Annotated in this window: 14 protein-coding genes and 3 pseudogenes; 14 read left to right on the forward strand and 3 right to left on the reverse strand. The window is 63.3% G+C overall.

Annotation, left to right across the window (positions count from 1 at the left end; genetic code table 11):
• Position 1 precedes the first annotated feature (1 nt).
• The 13 genes and pseudogenes from secA (at position 2) to murB (ending at position 11399) form a co-directional block, all read left to right on the forward strand.
• Positions 2-2743, forward strand: a complete 2742-nt coding sequence (secA, locus tag LOKO_RS05815; RefSeq protein ID WP_066446256.1) for a preprotein translocase subunit SecA — start codon at positions 2-4, stop codon at positions 2741-2743.
• 76 nt (positions 2744-2819) lie between these two features.
• Positions 2820-3314: pseudogene (locus tag LOKO_RS05820) on the forward strand (bifunctional ornithine acetyltransferase/N-acetylglutamate synthase); the annotation flags it as partial.
• A 1-nt stretch (position 3315) separates the two neighbouring features.
• The gene (locus tag LOKO_RS05825) at positions 3316-3969 is read left to right on the forward strand and encodes an MlaC/ttg2D family ABC transporter substrate-binding protein (RefSeq protein ID WP_066446262.1); all 654 of its coding nucleotides are present in this window, start codon (positions 3316-3318) and stop codon (positions 3967-3969) included.
• Complete coding sequence (locus LOKO_RS05830) at positions 3966-4304, forward strand: STAS domain-containing protein (protein ID WP_066446265.1); 339 nt, start codon at positions 3966-3968, stop codon at positions 4302-4304. Before LOKO_RS05825 ends, LOKO_RS05830 begins: the two co-directional genes overlap by 4 nt.
• 124 nt (positions 4305-4428) lie before the next feature.
• Positions 4429-4698, forward strand: coding sequence for a BolA family protein (locus tag LOKO_RS05835; RefSeq protein ID WP_066446267.1), 270 nt, complete (start codon positions 4429-4431; stop codon positions 4696-4698).
• Between the two features lie 13 nt (positions 4699-4711).
• Positions 4712-5974, forward strand: coding sequence for a UDP-N-acetylglucosamine 1-carboxyvinyltransferase (gene murA, locus LOKO_RS05840; protein WP_066446268.1), 1263 nt, complete (start codon positions 4712-4714; stop codon positions 5972-5974).
• A 42-nt stretch (positions 5975-6016) separates the two neighbouring features.
• Positions 6017-6679 carry an ATP phosphoribosyltransferase gene (gene hisG / locus LOKO_RS05845; protein ID WP_066446271.1) on the forward strand — a complete coding sequence of 221 codons (663 nt, stop codon included), beginning with the start codon at positions 6017-6019 and terminating at the stop codon, positions 6677-6679.
• A gap of 66 nt (positions 6680-6745) precedes the next feature.
• Positions 6746-8023 (forward strand): histidinol dehydrogenase, encoded by a 1278-nt coding sequence (gene hisD / locus LOKO_RS05850; protein ID WP_066446273.1) that lies wholly within the window; start codon positions 6746-6748, stop codon positions 8021-8023.
• 141 nt (positions 8024-8164) lie between these two features.
• Complete coding sequence (gene lpxK, locus LOKO_RS05855) at positions 8165-8857, forward strand: tetraacyldisaccharide 4'-kinase (protein ID WP_417935380.1); 693 nt, start codon at positions 8165-8167, stop codon at positions 8855-8857.
• A gap of 59 nt (positions 8858-8916) precedes the next feature.
• Positions 8917-9126 (forward strand): Trm112 family protein, encoded by a 210-nt coding sequence (locus tag LOKO_RS05860; protein ID WP_066446276.1) that lies wholly within the window; start codon positions 8917-8919, stop codon positions 9124-9126.
• Positions 9126-9902: a 3-deoxy-manno-octulosonate cytidylyltransferase gene (kdsB, locus tag LOKO_RS05865; RefSeq protein ID WP_066446281.1), complete on the forward strand. Its 777-nt coding sequence runs from the start codon at positions 9126-9128 to the stop codon at positions 9900-9902. Before LOKO_RS05860 ends, kdsB begins: the two co-directional genes overlap by 1 nt.
• Positions 9903-9912: 10 nt before the next feature.
• Positions 9913-10392, forward strand: a complete 480-nt coding sequence (locus tag LOKO_RS05870; RefSeq protein ID WP_066446284.1) for a low molecular weight protein-tyrosine-phosphatase — start codon at positions 9913-9915, stop codon at positions 10390-10392.
• Positions 10389-11399, forward strand: coding sequence for a UDP-N-acetylmuramate dehydrogenase (gene murB, locus LOKO_RS05875; RefSeq protein ID WP_066446286.1), 1011 nt, complete (start codon positions 10389-10391; stop codon positions 11397-11399). The genes LOKO_RS05870 and murB overlap by 4 nt, the downstream gene beginning before the upstream one ends.
• A 126-nt stretch (positions 11400-11525) precedes the next feature.
• Here murB and rne read toward each other — a convergent pair whose 3' ends face one another.
• Entirely contained in the window at positions 11526-14633 is a 3108-nt protein-coding gene (gene rne / locus LOKO_RS05880) for a ribonuclease E (protein ID WP_066446295.1), read from the reverse strand.
• 157 nt (positions 14634-14790) lie between these two features.
• Here rne and LOKO_RS20080 point away from each other — a divergent pair.
• A pseudogene (locus tag LOKO_RS20080) lies at positions 14791-14910 on the forward strand (amino acid ABC transporter substrate-binding protein); the annotation flags it as partial.
• A 4-nt stretch (positions 14911-14914) separates the two neighbouring features.
• Here LOKO_RS20080 and LOKO_RS18625 read toward each other — a convergent pair.
• Positions 14915-15061, reverse strand: a pseudogene (locus tag LOKO_RS18625) (TRIC cation channel family protein); the annotation flags it as partial.
• Positions 15062-15326: 265 nt separating this feature from the next.
• Positions 15327-16634 (reverse strand): ATP-grasp domain-containing protein, encoded by a 1308-nt coding sequence (locus LOKO_RS05885; protein WP_066446302.1) that lies wholly within the window; start codon positions 16632-16634, stop codon positions 15327-15329.
• Positions 16635-17297 lie beyond the last annotated feature (663 nt).

The following is a 17297-nucleotide window of genomic DNA, read 5'->3' on the forward strand; positions in this document are numbered from 1 at the left end:
CATGATCAACTCTCTTTTACGCAAGGTCGTCGGCTCCAAGAACGACCGTGAAGTCAAGCGAATGCACCGCCAGGCCGCCGAGGCCACCGCTCTGGAGCCTCAGTTCGAGGCGCTGGACGACGCTGCGCTCCAGGCACGGACCGCCGAGTTCCGCGAACGCCTTGCGGCTGGTGAAACACTCGACTCGCTGATACCCGAAGCCTTCGCCACGGTGCGCGAGGCGAGCAAGCGGGTCATGGGCATGCGTCACTTCGATGTCCAGCTGGTAGGCGGCCTGACGCTGCACCGCGGGCGCATCGCCGAGATGAAGACCGGTGAGGGCAAGACCCTGGTTGCCACCCTGGCGGTCTATCTCAATGCACTGCCAAGCAAGGGCGTGCACGTGGTCACCGTGAACGATTACCTGGCTCGCCGCGATGCGGAGTGGATGCGTCCGCTGTATGAGTTCCTTGGACTGTCGGTAGGTACCATCTACGCGGGGCAGACATCCGAGGAGAAGCGCAGCGCCTATGCCTGCGACATCACCTACGGGACCAACAACGAGTACGGCTTCGACTACCTGCGCGACAACATGGCCTTCTCGCTGGAGGACAAGGTTCAGCGGGGGCTGCACTACGCCATCATCGATGAAGTCGATTCCATCCTGATCGACGAGGCGCGCACGCCGCTGATCATCTCGGGTGCGGTGGACGAGAACACCGAGCTCTATCAGGTGGTGGACCGGCTGGCGAAGCATCTGGTCAAGGGAGAGGTGTCTGAGGACCCGGACGTTCCGGTCAGCGGCGACTTCCTGATCGAGGAAAAGCAGAAACAGGTGGAGATCACCGAATCGGGCCACAACAAGGTCGAGGAGTTGATGCGCGAGGAGGGGCTGCTGGGCGAGCACGACTCGCTGTACGCCGCCCAAAACCTCAACCTGCTGCAGCACATGCATTCGGCGCTGCGCGCTCGGCATCTCTATCAGCGTGACGTCGACTATATCGTTGCCGAGAACCAGGTGGTTATCGTCGACGAGCACACCGGGCGAACCATGCCGGGACGTCGCTGGTCGGAGGGTCTGCACCAGGCGGTAGAGGCCAAGGAGGGAGTGCCCGTACAGCGCGAGAGCCAGACGCTGGCGTCGACCACCTTCCAGAACTACTTCCGTCTCTACGAGAAGCTGGCCGGCATGACCGGCACCGCCGATACCGAAGCCTTCGAATTCCGCCAGATCTACGGGCTGGACGTGGTGGTGATTCCCACCAACCGGCCGCTGATTCGCAAGGACCTGAATGATCTGGTCTACCTCTCAGCCGAGGAGAAGTTCGAGGCAATCATCAAGGACGTCAAGGCCGAGACCGAGGCGGGGCGCCCCGTGCTGGTGGGCACGGCATCCATCGAGACTTCCGAGTACCTGGCCAATCTGATGAAGGAGGACGGCCTCGCCTTCAACGTGCTCAACGCCAAGCAGCACCAGAGCGAAGCCGAGATCATCGCCCAGGCCGGCCGTCCCGGCGCCGTTACCATTGCCACCAACATGGCCGGTCGCGGTACCGATATCGTGCTGGGCGGCAACTGGGAGGCGGAGGCGGCCAAGATCGAGAACCCCACCGACGAGCAGATCGAGCAGCTCAAGGAGGAGTGGCGTGTCCGCCACGAGGCGGTGCTGGCAGCGGGCGGCCTGCATGTGGTCGGCTCCGAGCGCCACGAATCGCGGCGTATCGACAACCAGCTTCGCGGCCGTGCGGGCCGCCAGGGCGACCCGGGTTCGACTCGCTTCTTCCTCTCCATGGAAGACAGCCTGATGCGCCTGTTCGGCTCTGACCGGGTGCAGCGCATGATGAAGGCACTAGGTCTCGAGCGCGGTGAGGCGATCGAGCACAAGATGGTTTCCAACGCCGTCGAGCGCGCTCAGAAAAAAGTGGAAAGCCGCAACTTCGATATCCGCAAGCAGCTGCTCGAATACGATGACGTGGCCAATGATCAGCGGCGCGTGATCTACGAGCAACGCAACGAGATTCTCTCCTCCGACGACGTCTCCCAGAACGTGCTGGGCATTCGCGATGAAGTGCTGGAACAGACCATCAGTGATTTCGTGCCGCCCCAGAGCCTGCAGGAGCAGTGGGACTTGCCCGGGCTGCAGGAGCACTTGCGCAGCGAGTTCAACCTCGACGCGCCGGTGGTGGAGTGGGCCGAGCAGGATGACCGCTTCCATGAGGAGCAGCTGCGCGAACGCCTGCGGGAGATGCATCGCAAGGCATACGAGGAGAAGGTCGAGGCGGCCGGTGCGGCACTGATCCGACGCTTCGAGAAGCAGATCATGCTGCAGATTCTCGACACTCGCTGGAAGGAGCATCTCCAGTCGATGGATCATCTGCGTCGCGGTATTCACCTGCGCGGCTATGCTCAGAAGAACCCCAAGCAGGAGTACAAGCGCGAGTCCTTCGAGCTGTTTCAGACGCTGTTGACCAATATCAAGGCGGATATTACCCGCGTGACGAGTCACGTACACGTGCGCAAGCCCGAGGAGGTCGACGAGCTGGAACGCCAGCGGCGTGAAGCGCTGGAGCGTGAGAAGGCCGCGGCCAACAGCCGGCATGACGCTCCGCCGGCTGAAGAGGGCGACGAGCGTGCGCCGGCGGCCATGGCGCCGGGTGCCGATGGCCGCCCGGTTCGGCGCGAAGGACCCAAGGTCGGTCGTAACGATCCCTGTCCCTGTGGTTCGGGGAAGAAGTACAAGCAGTGCTGCGGCCAGCTGAGCTGAATCGAATGCCTGGCGCCTGGCGCTTCATCTCGCTCGGCAATTTGATCGCCCTAACTGATTGAGGAGTAAACTTTCCATGGCTGTGGGTGAGACACGCTTTCCGGCAATGCCGGTGATAGACGGGCTGCGCCTGGGCACCGCCATGGCGGGCATCAAGAAGCCGGGACGGCGGGACCTGGTGGTCATCGAGATTCCAGCTGGCGCCAGGGTGGCCGGCAGCTTCACGCGAAATGCCTTTTGTGCCGCTCCCGTCACGGTGGCCAGGCAGCATCTGACCGAGTGTCAGTCGCGCGGTGAGGGCCCACGCCTGTTGGTGATCAACACCGGTAATGCCAATGCCGGCACCGGCGAGGTGGGGCTGCGCGATGCCCAGGCCACCTGCGCTGAACTGGCAAGGCTGGCAGGCGTCGGCGAGGAGGCTGTACTGCCGTTTTCCACCGGAGTGATCGGCGAACCGCTGCCCATGGAGCGGCTGTTGGGCGGCCTGCCGGCGGCGCTGTCGTCCCTGGGCGAGGGCGCCGAGGCGTGGCAACAGGCAGGCGAGGGTATCCTCNGGTCAACCCAAGACACTGATGTCTCGCTCCCATACTCTCCTTCGCCTGATGGTGGTGGGGTTGTGCCTGGCGCTGTTCTCACTGTCGGCACAGGCCGAGCCGGAGCGCAGCCCGGAGCAGGTGATTCGCGACAGCATCAACGAGATGATGGGACAGATAGAAGGGCGTGAGGATTACTTTGCGGCCAATGTGAATGAGCTAAAGGCCTTGGTCGATGAGAGCCTGGATGAGATTGCCGATTTTCGCTATATCGGTGCGAGTGTGATGGGACGCTACTTCCAGAACGCCACGCCCCAGCAGCGCTCCCGCTTCGCCAATACCTTCCGCCAGACGCTGATCGACACCTATACCAAGGGCCTGGTCACCTTCGACTATCGTGAGCTTCGCGTGCTTGACAGCCAGCGGGCACCGCGTCACGAAGATCAGGCGAGCGTGGCCATGGAGGTGGTTGCTGTTGATGGTACCGTCTATCCCGTCAGCTATACGCTGCGCCTCTCTGACGGGCAGTGGAAAGTGGTCAATGTCATTGTGAATGGCATCAATCTGGGCCTGACGTTCCGCAACCAGTTCGACCAGGCCATGCGCGACCATAATCGGGATTACGATGCCGTGATCGCCAACTGGTCGCCAGAACTCGCTGCCGACGAACTCGAAGAAGGCGGAAGAGATTGAGCCTGCTGCTCGACCGTGGCGGTGTGCGTCTCGAGGCCAGCCCCGCCAGGCTGGCCGTGACTGGCAATGTCGATTTCGACATGGCTGCACAGCTTGCCGAAGCCGGTAGCGGCTGGCTGGCCGAGCAGCCGTCCGGCTCCCGGATGGAGCTGGACCTGAGTGGCGTGGAGCAGGTCAGCAGTGCGGCACTCAGCGTCTTGCTGGAGTGGACCCGATGCTCGCGTGCTGCCGGCATTCAGCTGGATTCGGTACGGCTCTCCCAGCCCCTGCTCAGGCTGACAAGGGTTGCCGGTCTCGATGCCCTGCTGCCTGTTGCTGAAACATCCTTCTCTTGAGTTCCGCCCTGCCCGGCATCGCCAAGTGGGGCGCTTTTCATTACCATGTCACCATAATCTGTCTCTGGCACCGACCCCCTGGGGTCGTGTGCCCCCCGAATCGATCACAGGAGTTCCGGTTTCCATGCAACCCAGTGATGTCAAGGCGCTGCTAGAGGCCCGTATCGAAGGCTGCGATTTTCATATTCAAGGCGAAGGGTGCAATTTCCAGGTCATCGCCGTGGGCGATGTGTTCGACGGCCTGTCGCCGGTCAAGCGCCAGCAGTTGATTTATGGCGCCCTGTCGGAAGAGATCGCCTCCGGTGCCGTTCATGCCGTCAGCATCAAGACCTATACCCCGGCGCAGTGGATTAGCGCGCCGGAGAATGCGGCTTCACAGAATCAGGGCGCCTGACGGTCGAACCTCCATGGACAAGTTGATTATTACCGGCAATGGCCCGGTCAACGGCGAGGTCTGGGCCAGCGGCGCCAAGAATGCGGCCCTGCCTATTCTCTGTGCCACGCTGCTCGGCGATGAGCCCGTGACCATCGGCAATCTGCCGCATCTGCAGGACATCACGACAACGCTGGAGCTGCTGGGGCGCATGGGCGTCGAGCCGGTGATGGGCGAGAAGATGACCATCCAGCTTGATGGAGCCCAGGTGAAGGATTGCCATGCTCCCTACGAACTGGTCAAGAAGATGCGCGCCTCCATCCTCGTGCTCGGCCCGCTGCTGGCGCACTTCGGTCATGCGGATGTGTCGCTGCCCGGTGGCTGTGCCATCGGCTCGCGCCCCGTGGATCTGCATATTCGTGGACTGGAAGCCATGGGCGCGGAGATTCGCGTCGAGGGTGGCTATATCCGAGCCCGGGTGGATGGGCGACTCAAGGGGGCCACGATCTTCTTCGACACCGTCACCGTTACCGGCACCGAAAATCTCTTGATGGCTGCGACCCTGGCCACCGGTACCACGATACTGGAGAACGCTGCCCGCGAGCCCGAGGTGGTTGATCTGGCAGAGTGCCTGATCAAGATGGGGGCCAATATTCGCGGACAGGGTACCGATACCATCGTGATTGAGGGTGTCGAGCGGCTCCACGGTGCCTACCATGACGTCATGCCGGATCGCATCGAGACCGGCACCTTCCTGGTGGCCGCCGCGCTCAGTCGCGGCAAGGTGCGGGTGCGCAATACCCGTGCCGACATTCTCGAGGCGGTGCTGGCCAAGCTGGAAGAGGCCGGTGCCAAGATCACCCTGGGAGACGGCTGGATCGAGCTGGACATGGAGGGGCGCCGGCCGCGTCCGGTGAATATTCGTACGGCGCCCTATCCTGCCTTTCCCACGGATATGCAGGCCCAGTTCGTGGCCCTGAATGCGGTGGCGGACGGTAACTCGCGGGTGGTCGAGACCATCTTCGAGAACCGCTTCATGCATGTGCAGGAACTGAATCGCATGGGCGCCAACATCGTGCTTGAGGGCAATACGGCGCTGATTACCGGTGTCGAGCGACTCTCCGGAGCGCCGGTCATGGCCACCGATCTGCGGGCCTCGGCCTCGTTGGTGATCGTGGCGATGATGGCGGAAGGGGAGACCATGGTGGATCGTATCTACCATATCGATCGCGGCTATGAATGCATCGAGGAGAAGCTCCAACTACTTGGTGCGCGGATCCGTCGAATTCCCGGTTGAGCGATTCGTTCGACATGCGCTTTTCCGACCACAGGCGAGACCATGAGCAAGCAATTGATTCTGGCCCTTTCCAAGGGCCGTATTCTCGATGAAACGCTGCCGCTGCTGGCCGCTGCCGGCATCACGCCGGCAGAGGACCTGGGCAAGAGCCGCAAGCTGCTTTTTGACACCAACCTGGCGAACGTCAAGCTCGTTATCATCCGCGCCACCGACGTACCCACCTATGTCCAGCTCGGGGCCGCCGACCTGGGTGTTGCCGGCAAGGACGTGCTGCTCGAGCATGGCGCCGAGGGTCTCTACGAGCCGCTGGATCTCGAGATCGCCAGGTGCAAGCTGATGACCGCCGGCATCGATGGCGCCGAGCCGGCCCGTGCGCGTCGCCGGGTGGCCACCAAGTTCGTCAACGTGGCGCGGCGCTATTACGCGGAGCAGGGCATCCAGGCCGAGGTGATCAAGCTCTATGGCGCCATGGAGCTGGCACCGCTGATGAATCTGGCCGACGAGATCGTCGATATCGTCGATACCGGTAATACGCTGCGCGCCAACGGCATGTCGCCGCGGGAACTGATCGCACCGATCAGTACTCGTCTGGTGGTCAACAAGGCGGCCATGACCATGAAGCACGCACAGCTCAAGCCGTTGATTGCTCGCCTGACCGATGCGGTGGGCAAGCGGCGTGCCAGCGAAAGCGCCATCTCGCCTTGAGCGCCGCGGCGTAAGGCAAGTGAGCGCATTACCACTGCTTTCATTCTTGTAGAGGCGAACGCCATCATGAGCGAAACCCTTGTCGATACCGTCGAGATTGCGCGGCTCTCAACCGCCGACGGCGATTTCGAGACGCGCCTCGACGCGCTGCTCGCCTGGGAGGGCGTATCCGATGCCGAGATACAGCGTCGTGTCCATGACATCCTTGCCGGTGTCAGGGCGCGGGGCGACTCAGCGCTGATCGAGTACTCCAATCGCTTCGATCGGCTAGCCGTGTCGAGCATGGCGGAGCTGACCCTCGGTGCGGAGCGCCTCGAGGAGGCCTTCGTCGGTCTTCCCGAAGAGCAGCGCGATGCCCTGTCGAAGGCGGCGGAGCGTATCCGTTCTTACCATGACCGGCAGAAGCCGGAGTCCTGGGCTTTCACCGAAGCCGACGGTACCGTCCTGGGGCAGCAGGTCACGGCCCTGGATCGTGCCGGTATCTACGTCCCCGGGGGCAAGGCGGCCTACCCCTCCTCGGTGCTGATGAACGCCATACCCGCCCATGTTGCCGGGGTGCGCGAGATCGTCATGGTAGTGCCCACCCCGGACGGTGTGCTCAATGAACTGGTGCTGGCGGCGGCGCACCTGGCCGGGGTGAACCATGTCTTCACCATAGGCGGCGCCCAGGCGGTGGCAGCGCTGGCCTATGGCACCGAGACGGTGCCCCGGGTCGACAAGATCGTGGGCCCCGGCAACATCTACGTCGCCACTGCCAAGCGCGCGGTATTCGGCCAGGTGGGGATCGACATGATTGCCGGTCCCTCCGAGATACTGGTGGTCTCCGACGGGGGAACCGACCCCGACTGGTTGGCCATGGATCTCTTCTCCCAGGCGGAGCATGACGAGGATGCCCAGGCGCTATTGGTCAGTTGGGACGCCAGCCACCTGAATGCCGTGGAGGCATCCATCGAGCGGCTGCTGCCGACCCTGGAGCGGGAGCAGATCGTGCGGCAGTCACTGTCGCGCCGCGGCGCACTGATTCACTGCCGCAACAGGGAGGAGGCGATCCGCTTGATCAACCGGATCGCGCCGGAGCACCTGGAGCTCTCCATGGCCGATCCGGAAGCGCTGCTGCCGGAGGTGCGCCATGCGGGCGCCATCTTCATGGGGCGCTACACCGCCGAGGCGCTGGGCGACTACTGTGCCGGCCCCAATCATGTGCTACCGACTTCAGGAACGGCGCGCTTCTCATCGCCGCTGGGTGTCTACGATTTCCAGAAGCGCTCCTCCATCATCAACTGCTCCCGGGAGGGGGCATCGAAGTTGGGGCGGGTAGCGTCGATTCTTGCCCGGAAGCGGTAGAACTGCCGCTGCGACCGATTCGGAAGGGTGACAAGGTGCGCGTATTGCCCGAGCGTGGTTCCATCAAGAAAGGGGATCAGCGGCTATGGCAGGTGAAGAGCATCCAAAGAGCGAAGAAGTCCGCTGTTTTGGAGTTACTGGGTGCNCCTTAACCGACAAAGAGCTGGAGACTTCCTCATGAACCAGACGACCGAAGCAGCCATGACTGCGGCCGAAGCCCACAACCGTGAATTCCTGGTGTTCTCGCTGGGCGAGGAGGAATACGCGGTCGATATCCTGATCAGTGACGATGGGCTGCAGCACCTGGCGCTGGGCCGTGATATGGAGCTGGTCATCGTCGATGGACGGCGTGGCTTCGGCAATGGACGCTGCCTCCCGGCAGGCCCGCTACGCGAGCCGCTGGCCCGACTGGAGGAGGTGGATGCGGTGCTGGTCAACGGCGCCCCATCCTTTGCCATGCCCGAGCGGGGCTGGACCTTTCGGCTGGCGCCGATGCAGTGGCGCGCACTGCAGGACGATTCACGCTTTCCGCTCTTGCCGCTGCCTTTCTCAGGGCCGGTTCATGCGGTGGCGGGTATCGGCAACCCGGGCCGCTTCTTCGCCACTTTGGCAGAGATGGGAATTGAGGCCCGGCCACATGCCATGGCCGACCATCACGCCTTCACCGCGCGGGACCTTGCCTTCGACGACGGGCTGCCGGTGGTGATGACGGCCAAGGATGCCGAGAAATGCCAGTTCCTTGCGCCGGCCGACAGCTGGGTGCTGGAGGTGGAAGCGCAGCCGGTTGCCGGATTCGCGGCATGGCTGGATGCTCGGCTGGAAGCGCTACGATAACCTATACGATACCGTGGCCACTGTCTGGCGACGGTCACCGTTCACCGCGGAGGTACAAGATGGACAAGGAACTGCTGGCGATGCTGGTCTGCCCGCTGTGCAAGGGCAAGCTCAAGTATAATCGTGAGGCCCAGGAGCTGCACTGCCTCTACGATGGCCTGGCCTATCCGATTCGCGATGGTATCCCCGTCATGCTGCCCGAAGAAGCCCGTCAGTTGGACGTCGATGAAAAGCTGCCGACGTCACCCGGACGCATGGGAGGCGCCTGATGGGGGGCGCGGCCAATGCGTTCATTGCCGTGATCCCGGCTCGCTTCGCTGCGTCGCGGCTGCCGGGCAAGCCGCTGCTCGACATTGCCGGCGAGCCCATGGTGGCGCACGTCTGGCGCCGTGCCTGCGAAAGCGCCGCCCAGCGGGTGATCGTGGCGACAGACGATGCCCGTATCCGCGAAGCGCTGGCGCCCTTCGATGCCGAGGTCGTGATGACCCGGGCCGACCATCCGTCGGGTACCGATCGACTCGCCGAAGTGGCCGAACGGCTGGGTCTTGCGGACGAAGCGGTACTGGTCAACGTTCAGGGCGACGAGCCGCTGATTCCGCCGCAGTTGATCGATCAGGTGGCGGCAAGGCTCTTCGATGACCCCGAGGCCTCCATCGCGACCCTGGCCGAGCCGATCGCTGACGTGGATACGTTGTTCAATCCCAATGTTGTCAAGGTGGTGCGGGCTTTCTCAGGCCGCGCCCTCTATTTCTCCCGCGCCCCCATCCCCTGGGACCGCCAGGCGTTCGCGTCGCGCCCCGACTGGCTCGAGACCGACGGCTGGCTGCGTCACATCGGGCTGTATGCCTATCGCGCCGGCTTCCTGGCGCAATATGGTGACTGGACGCCGTCGCCCCTGGAGCAGCTCGAGCAGCTTGAGCAGTTGAGGGCGCTGCATCACGGCCATGCCATTCAGGTCGCCCTGGCGGCGCTGCCAAATCCTGCCGGCGTGGATACCGTCGAGGATCTTGAGCGGGTCAGGTCGCTGCTGGCCCGGAATCACTGAGGAACTCGCCATGCGCGTACTGTTTGTCTGCCTTGGCAATATCTGCCGTTCCCCTACTGCCGAAGGCGTCTTTCGCCAGCAGTTGGAAGCCGCCGGCCTGTCCGAACGGGTCGAGGTCGACTCCTGCGGCATCGCTGCCTGGCACGTTGGCAAGGCGCCTGACCCCCGGACCCATGAAGCCGCCATGCGGCGGGGCGTCGACCTGGGCAACCTGCGGGCTCGCCAGCTTGCGGCAGACGATTTCAACCGCTTCGACTACCTGCTGGCCATGGATCAGGCCAACCTGGCGGCGCTGCACGAGCAGCGCCCAGCCGGCTGCCGGGCCCATGTGGGGCTGTTTCTTGACTTCGCCGGCCATGCCGGGCGCGAGGTCCCCGATCCCTACTACGGGGGCGAGCAGGGCTTCGAGGAGGTACTGGACCTGGTCGATGCGGCTTCCAGGGGGCTGATCGAGGAGATTCGCCAGCGACTCGAGGCGCAGCCGTCTTGAGCGGTGAGATCCTGACCGACCATGACCTGAGTCGTGCCAACACCCTGGGGCTGCCCTGTGTCGCCGAAGCCTTCGCGGCACCGCACCGCACTCCTGCGCTGCAGGCGCTCCTGTTGCAGGCCACGCAGCAGGATTCGCCGGTGACGGTACTGGGCGGTGGCAGTAATCTGATCCTGCCGGAGCGGCTGTCGGGGCTGGTGCTGCAGCCGGCCCTGGGTGACTGGTGGCTGGAAGAGACGCCGAACCAGGTGCTGGTGCATGCCGGGGCCGGGGTCAACTGGCATACGCTGGTCATGGCCCTGGCTGCTGACGGGCTATGGGGCATCGAGAACCTGGCGCTGATCCCGGGACACTGTGGCGCCGCACCGATCCAGAATATCGGCGCCTACGGCGTGGAGCTCTGCGATGTGCTGGAGGCCGTGCATCTGATCCACATGGACGACGCTCGTGAACAGGTGTTGACGCCAGAGGAGTGCGCCTTCGGATATCGCGACAGCATCTTCAAGCATGAGCTCGCGGGCAGGGTGGTAATCACCCGCCTGGTGCTCCGCCTCTCCCGAACGCCGCATCCGCGGCTCGAGTACGGCGACCTGGCCAGCCGGGTCGGCGACGCTCCGACGGCCCTGCAGGTGGCCGAGGCCGTCTGCCGGGTGCGCCGCGAAAAGCTGCCCGACCCGGCACTGCTCGGCAATGCAGGCAGCTTCTTCAAGAACCCCCTGGTGAGCCGGGAGACAGCCGATCGACTGCTGACGGCCTATCCGGAATTGCCGCACTTCACCCAGCCGGATGGTCGTATCAAGCTGGCGGCTGGCTGGCTGATTGAACGCTGTGGCCTCAAGGGCTGGCGGCAAGGGCACTTCGGCGTACACGACCGCCAGGCCCTGGTGCTGGTCCACTTCGGTGGCGGCAGTGCCGCAGAGCTGCTGGACTTTGCCGCAGCGGTGGCCGGCCAGGTGGCCGAGCGTTTCGGTGTCGAGCTCGAGCGCGAGCCACGCCTGGCGGGCTGATTGCCACTGAGCCTCCATAGTCCGTGATGGACAGTCCGTCGTCGATCGCCCGTCGTCGAAAAACAGCCATCGAAACGAAAACGCCCGCGCAAATGCGCGGGCGTTTCCTTTATGGCAGGCCGGGCGTCAGCCCTGCTTGCCATCCTGGGCCTTGGCTTCCTGCTCACGACGGCGGATCTCCCGCGGATCGTTGTGAGCACGACGGCGCCGACGGCGCTGTGCCGGCGTTTCGTCCTTGGGGGCGTCGGCATCCGCGTCTGCCTCACCGGGCTGCTCGGCCTTCGGCTGCTCAGGCTTGGCTTCCGCCTTGGGCGCGTCGGCGGGCTTCTCGGCCGACTTGGGCGCCTCTGGCTTGGGCTGCTCGGCCTTCGCCTGCTCGGCTTTCGGCTGCTCGGGCTTGGCTTCCGCTTTGGGCGCGTCGGCCGCTTTCTCTGCCGGCTTGGACGCCTCTGGCTTGGGCTGCTCGGCCTTTGGCTGCTCGGGCTTGGTTTCCGCCTTGGGCGCGTCGACCGCTTTCTCTGCCGGTTTGGGCGCCTCTGGCTTGGGCTGCTCGGCCTTTGGCTGCTCGGGCTTGGTTTCCGCCTCGGGCGCGTCGACCGCTTTCTCTGCCGGCTTGGGCGCCTCTGGCTTGGGCTGCTCGGCCTTCGGCTGCTCGGGCTTGGCTTCTGCCTTGGGCGCGTCGGCCGCTTTCTCTGCCGGCTTGGGCGTCTCTGGCTTGGGCTGCTCGGCCTTCGGCTGCTCGGGGTTGGCTTCCGCTTTGGGCGCGTCGGCCGCTTTCTCTGCCGGCTTGGGCGCCTCTGGCTTGGACTGCTCGGCCTTCGGCTGCTCGGGCTTGGCTTCCGCCTTGTGCGTGTCGGCCGCTGTCTCTGCCGGCTTGAGCTTATCGGCTGCTGTCTCTACCGGCTCGGGCGACTCGGGCTGGGCCTGGGCGGTATCCGCGGCTTCGGCCTGCAGGCGCTTCTGCTCGGCTTCAGCCTGGGGGTTGATGGCATGCTTGCGTGTACGATTGCGCGGGTTGTTACGTGTCCGCTTCGGCTTGCCATCATCCACCTTGATGGTTTCATCGGGCTTCGCACTCTCGGCAGACTTCGCCGCTACCTTTTCCTGCGGCTTCTCGGCGCTATCCGGCTTCTGACGACGGGCCGAGTCGTCACGGCCGCGCGAGGGTTGCCGGCTTTCCTCCTGCGGCTGAGGCTTCTCCTGACGATCCTGCTGTTGAGACCTGTCCTGCCGGCTCTGGCCACGACCGCCACGATTGCCCCGCGTGTCGCCACGCCCTGAACCGGCTTGGCTTTCTTGACGCTCATTGGCCTGGCGATCGCCGCGACCGCCTTCCTGCTGGCGACCCTGGCTGCGCTGAGCGCGAGCATCGTCACGCCCTTCGCCACGCGGCCGGCGCTGGCGGCCACGGCCATTACGGTCGTCGCTGCGGGACTGCGGCTCGGCTGCGGCAGGCTTGCGGGGCGTTTGGCTTTCGGCCTCGGTGCTGTCAGTGGTTCCCAGCCACTTGGCCATGCCCTTCACCAGGCGGCCGAGCACCCCGGGGCTGCTAGGTAGTGCCGGTGTCGCCGGTTCGCTGGCGCTCTGCTGCGGCTGTTGTTGCTGATGCTGGAGCGATGCGGGCGCCGGCTCGTTATGGATGACCGTCTTCACCGCCGCTTCGGTACGCAACACCGGCTTGGCAATGCTGGCGTCCGGCTCCTTGCCCACTTCGGTGTCGACCGAGAGCTCGAAGCTGGACTTCTCCTGCTCGCCATCCTCCTCGACGTGGTCATCGCGCAGGCGCTGAACGTCGTAGTGGGGCGTGTCCATGTCCGGGTTGGGCAGTACCAGCACACGCACGTCCTGGCGGGCCTCGATATCGGCCAGCACGGCACGCTTCTCGTTGAGCAGGTAGGTCGCAACCGGCACCGGCAGGATGGCGCGGATCTGTGCGCTGCGCTCCTTCATGGCCTCTTCTTCGATAAGGCGCATGATGGATAGCGAGAGGGAGCGCACGTCACGGATGGTGCCCTGGCCGTTACAGCGGGGACAGACGACACCGCTGGTTTCACCCAGGGAGGGGCGCAGACGCTGGCGAGACATTTCCATCAGGCCGAAGCGCGATATGCGGCCGATCTGCACCCGGGCGCGGTCCAGCTTGAGCGCATCGCGCATGCGGTTCTCGACTTCCCGCTGGTTACGCGCGGGGCTCATGTCGATGAAATCGATCACCACCAGACCACCGATATCGCGTAGACGCAGCTGGCGGGCGATCTCGTCGGCGGCCTCGGAGTTGGTCTGCAGGGCGGTCTCTTCGATATCGCTGCCACGGGTGGCGCGAGCCGAGTTGATATCGATGGAGACCAGTGCCTCGGTGTGGTCGATGACGATGGAGCCGCCGGAGGGCAGCTTCACTTCACGCTCGTAGGCGGTCTCGATCTGCGATTCGATCTGGAAGCGCGAGAACAGCGGAACCTCATCGGCGTAGAGCTTGATCTTCTGCTGGTAGGAGGGCATCACCTGGCGGATGAAGGTCAGCGCTTCCTGATGCACGACCGGGCTGTCGATGAGCACCTCGCCGATATCCTGGCGCAGGTAATCGCGCATGGCGCGGATAATGACATTGGATTCGCGATAGATCAGGAACGGAGCCGGTCGCTTGACGGCTTCCTCGGTGATCGACTCCCACACCTGGACCAGGTAGTCGAGGTCCCACTGGAGCTCTTCGGCACTGCGACCAATGCCGGCGGTACGCACGATCACGCCCATCTTGTCCGGTACGGTGAGCTCGCCCATGGCCTCCTTGAGCTGGCTGCGCTCGTCACCCTCGATGCGGCGCGAGATGCCGCCGGCACGGGGGTTGTTGGGCATCAGTACCAGGAAGCGGCCGGCCAGACTGATAAAGGTGGTAAGTGCAGCGCCCTTGTTGCCGCGCTCCTCTTTGTCCACCTGAACGATGACTTCCTGTCCCTCCTTGAGCACCTCCTTGATGCTGGGGCGTCCCGAAGTTTCCTTCAGGAAATATTCGCGGGAAATCTCCTTGAGGGGAAGGAAGCCATGGCGATCGGCACCGAAGTCGACGAAGGCGGCTTCGAGGGAAGGCTCTACGCGGGTAATCTTGCCGCGGTAGATGTTGGCTTTTTTCTGTTCCCTGGCACCGGATTCGATGTCCAGGTCGTAAAGGCGTTGTCCATCGACCAGAGCAACCCGCAGTTCTTCAGGCTGGGTCGCATTGATGAGCATCCGTTTCATAGTGTCTCGCAAACTGGACGCACCGGTGGGCATCGAAGAAGGCGAACCTCTGGGTGCTGCGTGCTCGTGCTCAGCGCATGTCGCGGATGCACAGTGGCGCCCGATCGTACCGGTACCCACGGTGGGTCCAGCACGACATGATCATGTTGAGTACTCGGCGGACATCATCTCCAAGGAGCCACTGGGCCCGGCGGTCCGTCAGGGCGACGACCAGTGGTTCAATATCGTCAAGTGGTCGCTGTTCGCCATGATCAACGCCGAGGAGATGGGCATGACCCANCACGCAGGGTGCCTCCGCCGATGCCGGTCACCGCCGCCAGCACCAGCATGCCGAAGGGATCCATCCGCGAGCGACAGGCGAGTATTACGCCCGATAACGCAAAGACGATCACCCCCGCCATATCAAGCCAGTAGACCATGCTCGTCACCGCTTGCCTCCTTCCCTGCCTGCGGGCGCGCTAGAAGCACGACGGCTCACTGATAGGTCACGACCAGGAAGCCCACCAGCTCTTCTTCGCCGCTTTTTTTTAGGTGATGTCGCTGGCTCCGGCGGTGGCCATTAGGCGCGCTCGCATGTCAAAAAACATTGTTTAGCCAGCCTGATGCGCCGGAGCCTGCGGCAAGAAAAAGGGGCAGGGCATAGGCCCCGCCCCTGGTCACATCAGCCTGGATGCGAGTCGGCTGAACGAGTGGCTAGACGTAGAAGTCCAGGTCCTCTTGAGCCTTGAGCAGGTCCCGCATCGTGATCGGATCGTCACCGAAGAAGAACAACAGCCCCCAGTGCGTCCCGAAAGCCGAACGGTCCGGAACCGTCTCTTCGACCGGCTCTATCAGCTCGTGAGACTCGAAGTACGGATGCTCGATGGTTTCCTTGGGCATCTCGAGTTTGCTCACGACACGACGCCTCGGGTATACGCCAAAGCAACCCGCATAGCCTTTCGCGTCGACCACTTCGCGGGGGAAGAAGGCATCGACCTCCTCCTTGGTACTCTTGGGATCGAAGACCAGCATCGACGCCTGATAGGCACTGAATCCGTAGGCGCGTTCGATGAGCTCAAAGGCCTTGAAGCCCGGCGGGCGGTAGGCGACCTCGCCGAAGTACATCTCGCCGTCCGCCGCCACGAAGTACTCGGGGTGAATCAGACCGAACTGGATGTCGAACGTCTTGATCAGCTTCTCGATCTGCTTGGTAATGGCGTTGCGCCAGCTCTCGAGCTCCCGTGTGGCGGGGACGAACACCGAATAGCCCAGTGTCACGTATTCAGAGATATTGAGGAACTTGATCTTACCATCATGGATCCAGGCCTCGACGGCAAACTCCCAGCCATCAAGGTGACTTTCCATCAGCAAGGGATACTCTTCGGCCGGTATGCTGTCGATCTCCTCTATCTTGCGGATCATGCGGTGCCCGAGACAGCCGGCCTTGTCGAAGGCCTTGACGTGAATCGGGTCATCCGGGTCACCGTCGAGTTTGAGCAACGTCTGGTTGACCCGTTTCATGAAACGGATGATGTCATCTTTTTCGTGGGCTTCCTCGAAGATCCCCACGCGAATACCGCCAAGCTGGGCGCGGCGCTTCATCAGCGCCTTGTCCCTGAAAAGGATGGATTGCCCGTACATGCGGGGGCTGTCCATGAGGACGGAGTTGATAGCGCCGGACCATTCGACGGTTTCCTCGAACAACGGTATGGCCACATCAACGCCTTCTGCCTTGAGGGTCTCCGCAATTTCCAGGGATCGATCATTCAGACGCAGGAAGTCCCATTGAATATACGGGATATTATTGGCTTCGCAGAAATCGGCGGCCCAGTCGGGCGCCACCACCACGTAGCGACGATCAAACTTCTGTGCCGCCTTGATGGCGTTAACGCTCCAGCCAAGCAGCGCGATATACCCCTTGTTGGGGTCCTTGGGCGTTTCAGTGCCTTTGACCGAATCCATTGTTGGGTCGGTCCAGCTCGAAACATCCTTGGAAGCCGGGGTTTCTGATGCAATCGACATGTGTTGCTCTCCTTCTGCCCTGAGCAGAAATTGACGCTCGATCTCGAGTGGTCCCGTCGAGCTTGACTGCCGGGCATCCGATGCTTGCGCCCAGATGCCCAGCTATCCTGGGCCAGACCCTTGGCCCGAACTACATCATCGGTTGGAATATCGGCCGGTTCGCCCTTTTCGAGCGGGTCGTAGTGAAAGACGTATAGTCGCGATGCAAATTGGGCAACCGGTAGCGAGGCTTCACCGTAGAGTTCGCCATTGCCTTGTTTGTCGCTATCCATCGATAGCGGTGTATCCGTAGCGCTCAGCCGTGCGACTCTCGTCGTGTGTCACTTTTCCTCATGACGTGGGCCTTCGCTACGTCTTGCTTTCTATTGATGTCGTTACTGCTGTCTTCGTTACTGCTGTCTTCGTTACATCAAGGTGTCTTGCTGTCGTCTTGCTGTCGTATCGGTAACACTGGGTCACTCGTCGGCGGCGGGACCGAGTCAGCGGGTCGTCGCGGCCTGATTTCGTCGCTCCGGCCTGCGTGTCTGTCGGGCAGGCGCTTATGGGACCGAAGGGATCCATCCGAGCGAGCTGGCAATATAGCAGCAATGGTAATATGCGGCAATTGGCGCAGCGAGTGGCCGAGTAGGCTAGAATGCCGGCTCACAACAGGTTTCGAGCGGG

The sequence above is a fragment of the Halomonas chromatireducens genome, assembly GCF_001545155.1.
GTDB classification, from domain to species: Bacteria; Pseudomonadota; Gammaproteobacteria; order Pseudomonadales; family Halomonadaceae; genus Halomonas; species Halomonas chromatireducens.